The sequence below is a fragment of the Streptomyces sp. NPDC000941 genome, from assembly GCF_053599555.1.
Map to the genome: position 1 here is coordinate 1 of NZ_JBSFMM010000402.1, position 5,150 is coordinate 5,150.

General features: G+C 68.6%; 7 protein-coding genes. 4 read left to right on the forward strand and 3 right to left on the reverse strand.

Annotated elements, in window-relative coordinates:
* The first annotated feature begins 117 nt into the window (after positions 1-117).
* A complete protein-coding gene (locus ACWDSL_RS51735) occupies positions 118-585 on the forward strand; it encodes a hypothetical protein (RefSeq protein WP_450496530.1) in 468 nt (155 codons plus the stop codon).
* Positions 586-911: 326 nt separating this feature from the next.
* On the opposite strand, the gene ACWDSL_RS51740 is transcribed toward ACWDSL_RS51735, so the two are convergent.
* Complete coding sequence (locus tag ACWDSL_RS51740; protein ID WP_450496532.1) at positions 912-1,742, reverse strand: oxidoreductase; 831 nt, start codon at positions 1,740-1,742, stop codon at positions 912-914.
* Positions 1,743-1,832: 90 nt separating this feature from the next.
* Here ACWDSL_RS51740 and ACWDSL_RS51745 point away from each other — a divergent pair, with 90 nt between their 5' ends.
* The 3 genes from ACWDSL_RS51745 (at position 1,833) to ACWDSL_RS51755 (ending at position 4,140) form a co-directional block, all read left to right on the forward strand.
* A complete protein-coding gene (locus ACWDSL_RS51745; RefSeq protein ID WP_450496534.1) occupies positions 1,833-2,408 on the forward strand; it encodes a TetR/AcrR family transcriptional regulator in 576 nt (191 codons plus the stop codon).
* A 426-nt stretch (positions 2,409-2,834) separates the two neighbouring features.
* Positions 2,835-3,851 carry a DNA-directed RNA polymerase subunit alpha gene (locus tag ACWDSL_RS51750; protein WP_450496536.1) on the forward strand — a complete coding sequence of 339 codons (1,017 nt, stop codon included), beginning with the start codon at positions 2,835-2,837 and terminating at the stop codon, positions 3,849-3,851.
* Between the two features lie 127 nt (positions 3,852-3,978).
* Positions 3,979-4,140 carry a hypothetical protein gene (locus tag ACWDSL_RS51755; RefSeq protein WP_450496537.1) on the forward strand — a complete coding sequence of 54 codons (162 nt, stop codon included), beginning with the start codon at positions 3,979-3,981 and terminating at the stop codon, positions 4,138-4,140.
* A gap of 62 nt (positions 4,141-4,202) precedes the next feature.
* Here ACWDSL_RS51755 and ACWDSL_RS51760 read toward each other — a convergent pair whose 3' ends face one another.
* Together ACWDSL_RS51760 and ACWDSL_RS51765 are read right to left on the reverse strand one after the other, a co-directional pair.
* A complete protein-coding gene (locus tag ACWDSL_RS51760) occupies positions 4,203-4,601 on the reverse strand; it encodes a hypothetical protein (protein WP_450496539.1) in 399 nt (132 codons plus the stop codon).
* 137 nt (positions 4,602-4,738) lie between these two features.
* Complete coding sequence (locus tag ACWDSL_RS51765) at positions 4,739-5,026, reverse strand: hypothetical protein (protein WP_450496541.1); 288 nt, start codon at positions 5,024-5,026, stop codon at positions 4,739-4,741.
* Between the last annotated feature and the right edge of the window lie 124 nt (positions 5,027-5,150).

Below are 5,150 nucleotides of genomic sequence, written 5' to 3' on the forward strand. Positions count from 1 at the left end.
GGGTCGTCCTGGTCCGGGACGAGCGCTGCGGGCCCGGCACCGGGCTGGACCACGGCTACGGCGCCGCCCTGGTCACCACCGACCTGACCAGCCCGGCCGAGGAGATCGTAGAACGCTATGCGTCCCGGTGGGAGAATCGAGACGGCCTTCTTCGACGCCCGCCAGACTCCCGGTGTCGGCGAGGCCCGCAACCGCACCCGGCCCGCGGTCGAACGTACCGTGCCCTTCGGCCTGTTCACCCTGACCGTGGTGATCCTCCGGTACACACTCGCCGGCCATCAGCCCACCGATGCCGCCGAACACCGGTCCCGGGCCCACTGGTACACCACAAAGACCCAGCCCTCCTTCGAGGACATGACCGCCAAACTCCGCCGCGTCATCATCGCCCACCGTTTTCGCGGCCCACGCCCTCACCAGGCAACACCCCAAGAAATCCACGCCGTCCTCACCGCCTGGGCCCGGAACATGACCACCCAGAACCGCGAAACACGAGCGTCGACCTTGGGGAGCGGCATGCATCTCTGCTGGGGCCACTTCACCGAGGCGGTACTGCCCGGCACCATGCCCCGGGTCTCGTTGATCTGAACTGTCGCCGCGATGATCGCCCCGAAGATCTCACCCGGCAGAGATAAGTCGGCCGGCAGCGCGTCGACTTCTTCGGACAGTTCCGAGTCGCCGCGGTGATCTCCAACTCCACCGTCGCCAGCAGGGCGCCCAGTAGTCGGAGCCGGTCTTCCGACTGCGGCCCGGCAACGCAAAGCGGACTACCACGGCTTTGTCGCCCTGGCTCTGCTCATGAGTTGTGACAGAACTTGTAGGCGAGTTTGGGAGGCACCCACGTGATCGGGGCGAATCGAACTGTTCACGAGATTCGACAGCGCCCTGCGCGTAACGGGTACCTCCCGGATCGTTCAGCGAGGCATACCGACTGCGCGGGAGATCACAGCGTCGAAGGCGCGGTCGGGCAGGACTCCGCGCAGGGTGATGAGGGGGCGGGCGCCGAAGCCGGTGGCGTAGCGGGTTTTGGGGCGGCGGGCGGTGACGGCCTTGCCGATGGCGTCGGCGATGACGGTGGGCGGGGAGTTGCGCTTGGCGTTGGCCTCGGAACGCAGGGAGGAGGCCACAGCGGTGGCCTGGGCGGCGTAGGGGCCGCTGCTGGAGGACTTCTCCAGCTTGTCGGCGGCGATGGCGCCCCATTCGGTGGCGATGCCACCGGGTTCGATGACGACGACGTCGATACCGAAGGGCTTGGCCTCCAGGCGCAGGCAGTCGCTGAGGGCTTCGAGGGCGAACTTGGTGCCGTGGTACCAGCCACCGAGCGGCGTGTAGATCTTGCCGCCCATCGAGGTGACGTTGACAACTGTGCCGGAGTGTTGGGCGCGCATGTGGGGCAGGACGAGCTGGGTCAGGCGCAGTGCGCCGAAGACGTTGACCTCGAACTGGTAGCGGGCCTCGTCCAGGGAGACGTCCTCGATGGCGCCGTAGGAGCCGTAGCCGGCGTTGTTGACCAGGACGTCGATGCGGCCGGTCTCGGCGGTGAGGCGGTCGACGCCGGCGCGCATGGAGTCGTCGTCGGTGACGTCCATCGCCAGCGGGCGGATGCCGCGGTCGGCGAGCTTGTGGAGGCGGTCGGTGCGGCGGGCGGCGCCGTAGACGGTGTAGCCGAGTTCCTGGAGCTTGAGGGCGGTGGCCTCACCGATGCCGGAGGAGGCACCGGTGACGAGAGCGGTCTTGGCGGGCATGGCTGGTCCTCACGACTAAGATGAACTGTGGTTCACCATCTATCGTGAACCACAGTTCATGTTTGTGCAAATGAAAGGCCAGGGAGCCTCATGACCCAGGGCAGGGCACCGCGCGCCGACGCGGTCCGCAACCGAAGGAAGATCCTTACCGCCGCCGGCGAGCAGATCACCGCACACGGGCCCGACGTCGGGATGGACGAGATAGCCGCCGCCGCGGGCGTGGCCGTGGGCACCCTGTACCGCCACTTCCCCACCAAGACCGACCTGGTCGCGGCCGTCGTCGCCGAGTACGTCGCCCGCGTCGCGGACGACGCCGAGGCCGCCCTCGGGCGCGTCAGCACCGGCACCCACGCCCTGGACGAGCTGACCGCGTTCCTCGGCCGCGTCATCGAGGCGTCCGTGACCGACCGCGCCGTCAAGGCCGCTGCCCAGGCCCTCGGTGCGGAGCCGGGCGACCGAGCCGCCGAGGACCGCGCGGGTGCCGCCGTCGCCGCCCTCATCCACGCAGGCCAGGTCGACGGCGACATCCACCCCGACGTCACCGTCAACGACATCTACCTGCTGTTCTCCACCGCACCCACCGACCAGCCCCCCATCGCCCGCGCCCGCTGGCTCACCCTCGTTGTTCCAGGACTGACCACCCAAACCCGTCCTTCAGGCAGCTGAGGACCGGGATGCGCGGGCACCCCGAACTCGTCCGGCAGCAGGACGTCAGCAAGCCACCCAGGTGCTGTCATTTCTCGTGAACATCGAACACCCCCGCGCTGAGGCGCTGCTCAAAGTCGTGAACATCCGCCGTCGCAACTCGTGAACAAAGCCAGTCGCCCCTTACCTCATCGAGATCGACCGCCGAGACAGCCGCGGGTAACCCGCCCGGCCGTGCGGCGTGAGACCTGCATGACAACGATGACGCTGCGGCCCGTGTCAGCCATCGGCCTCACCGGGGACTGTTGCCGGAACGCTGGTCACCTGCGCGAGGCCTACGGCAGGTGATCCGCATCGCCCGTACCCTTGGCCGAACCGACATCGGGCTGCTGCGGCCCGGTGGGGCGGCGCCATATGGCGGGTGCCGAAGACTGGAGGCAACATCTCATGCTGATCGCTCAGCGTCCCACTCTCACCGAAGAGATCGTGGACGGGTACCGCTCCCGGTTCGTGATCGAGCCGCTGGAGCCGGGCTTCGGCTACACCCTCGGCAACTCTCTGCGTCGCACCCTCCTCTCCTCGATCCCCGGCGCCGCCGTCACCAGCATCCGGATCGACGGCTTGCTGCACGAGTTCACCACCGTGCCGGGCGTCAAAGAGGACGTCACCGACCTCATCCTCAACATCAAGCAGCTCGTAGTCTCCTCCGAACACGACGAGCCGGTCGTGATGTACCTGCGCAAGCAGGGCCCCGGCCTGGTCACCGCCGCCGACATCGCCCCGCCGGCCGGCGCCGAGGTGCACAACCCCGACCTGGTCCTGGCCACGCTGAACGCCAAGGGCAAGCTGGAGATGGAGCTGACCGTCGAGCGCGGCCGCGGCTACGTCTCCGCCGTCCAGAACAAGCAGCAGGGCCAGGAGATCGGCCGGATCCCGGTCGACTCCATCTACAGCCCGGTGCTCAAGGTCACCTACAAGGTCGAGGCGACCCGCGTCGAGCAGCGAACGGACTTCGACAAGCTGATCGTCGAAGTCGAGACCAAGTCCGCGATGCGTCCGCGTGACGCGGTGGCCTCGGCAGGCAAGACGCTGGTCGAGCTGTTCGGCCTGGCCCGCGAGCTGAATGTCGACGCCGAGGGCATCGAGGTGGGCCCGTCGCTGACGGACGCCGCGCTGGCGGCCGATCTGGCGATCCCGATCGAGGAACTGCAGCTCACCGTCCGTTCCTACAACTGCCTCAAGCGCGAGGGCATCCACTCCGTGGGTGAGCTCGTGACGCGCAGCGAGGCGGACCTGCTCGACATCCGCAACTTCGGTGCGAAGTCGATCGACGAGGTCAAGGAGAAGCTGACCGGTATGGGACTGGCGTTCAAGGACAGCCCGCCCGGATTCGACCCGACCGCTACGGCCGCCGCCTTCGGCGCAGGCAACAACACGGGCTTCGCCGAGACCGAGCGGTACTGAACCGTTCCAAGCTCCGGAAGCCGGGTGACAGGATAGGGCCGATACGCCGAGGCGAGGAGCCGTGTGTGGGGACCAAGCACCTCCGCCGACTGCAGTTCGCGACGAACGGCCCTGCCGTCGAAGGCGAGTGGAGGTCCCCGGCACTGCCCAGAACAAGTACACCGAATACGTCGGTCTCTACGGAACCAATCCGGGCGTCGTCATCCAGCTCGTCAAGGAGACCGACGGCCGCCGGCGCGTACGCAAGACCTGGACTGCACGGGGCGAGGTCGAGGGCCCAGCGTCCTGAGAGCACCCATGCCCCCGTGCCCCGCCCACGGTTGCCACGCCACCTCGCCCCTGCCGGGCGGCCTACTCGTCAGGATGGACGGCCCGGACGCCGGTGTCTTCGTACGCCTCGGGCGTCAGGGTGAGCAGGAAGCGGCCGGTGGGGAAGTCGGCGGAGGGGCGAGCGGCGTGGATGGCGTGGACGGCCGCCCAGGGGTGCCCGGCGTCCAGCAGCTCGCTGGCGGTGAACGCGGCCTGCGTGTCGAAGGGCTCGATCGTGATGAACCGCGGCCCGTTGATGTAGGTGAGGAGACCGGGCCGGTCGGTGTCGCCGGCGGTGAGGGAGAGCACAGGGGCGTACAGGGTGCCCAGCCCGCCGGAGGCCTGGACGTAGAACGCGGCGACGGCCTCGTTGTACGGGTCCTTGGGATCGTGGAGTGCGGTGGCGGTCGTGTGGTCCAGGACGACCGCGATCGGCCCCACTACGCGGCCGCCGGGTCCTGGCGGCCGCCCAGGCGCTCCAGGAGACCGCGGGCCTCTGGTGGGGCAGCCTTCGAGCGACTTGAGACCGAGCGCTCTACTTGGCCCCTGAGCGGTTGAGCGCCGTAGGTCCGGCTGGGTCAGGGAGCAATGTCGGGGTCGATGGCCTGTGCACGGGCGAGAGCGAAAAGAACTCGTTCTATCGTGTCCAGACGCTGGGTGATCGACCGGTCCCCCGGCGCGCCGACGGCGTCGGCAAGTGAGTCGATGTTCCCGAACGCCGTGCGCTGCTGCTCGCGGATCGTCGCCAGCTGCTCGCTGTACTCCGCAAGCGTCCGCCCGGTGCGGAATGCTTCCGCTTCCAGGTCCCGCAGCCGCTCGTCATGCGTCGCCGTCGCCGAACGCTTCCTCTGGCTCGCGCATCCCACGGCTCGCGTTCTGCCGCTCGATGGTGGTTCGCGGGTCACATGCGTCGCACGCCGTGACACCGGGCATCTCCAAGACCCGCCGGCCCTGTGCTGGTAAGCTCCGGCCGGGGGACATGTCCCCCGG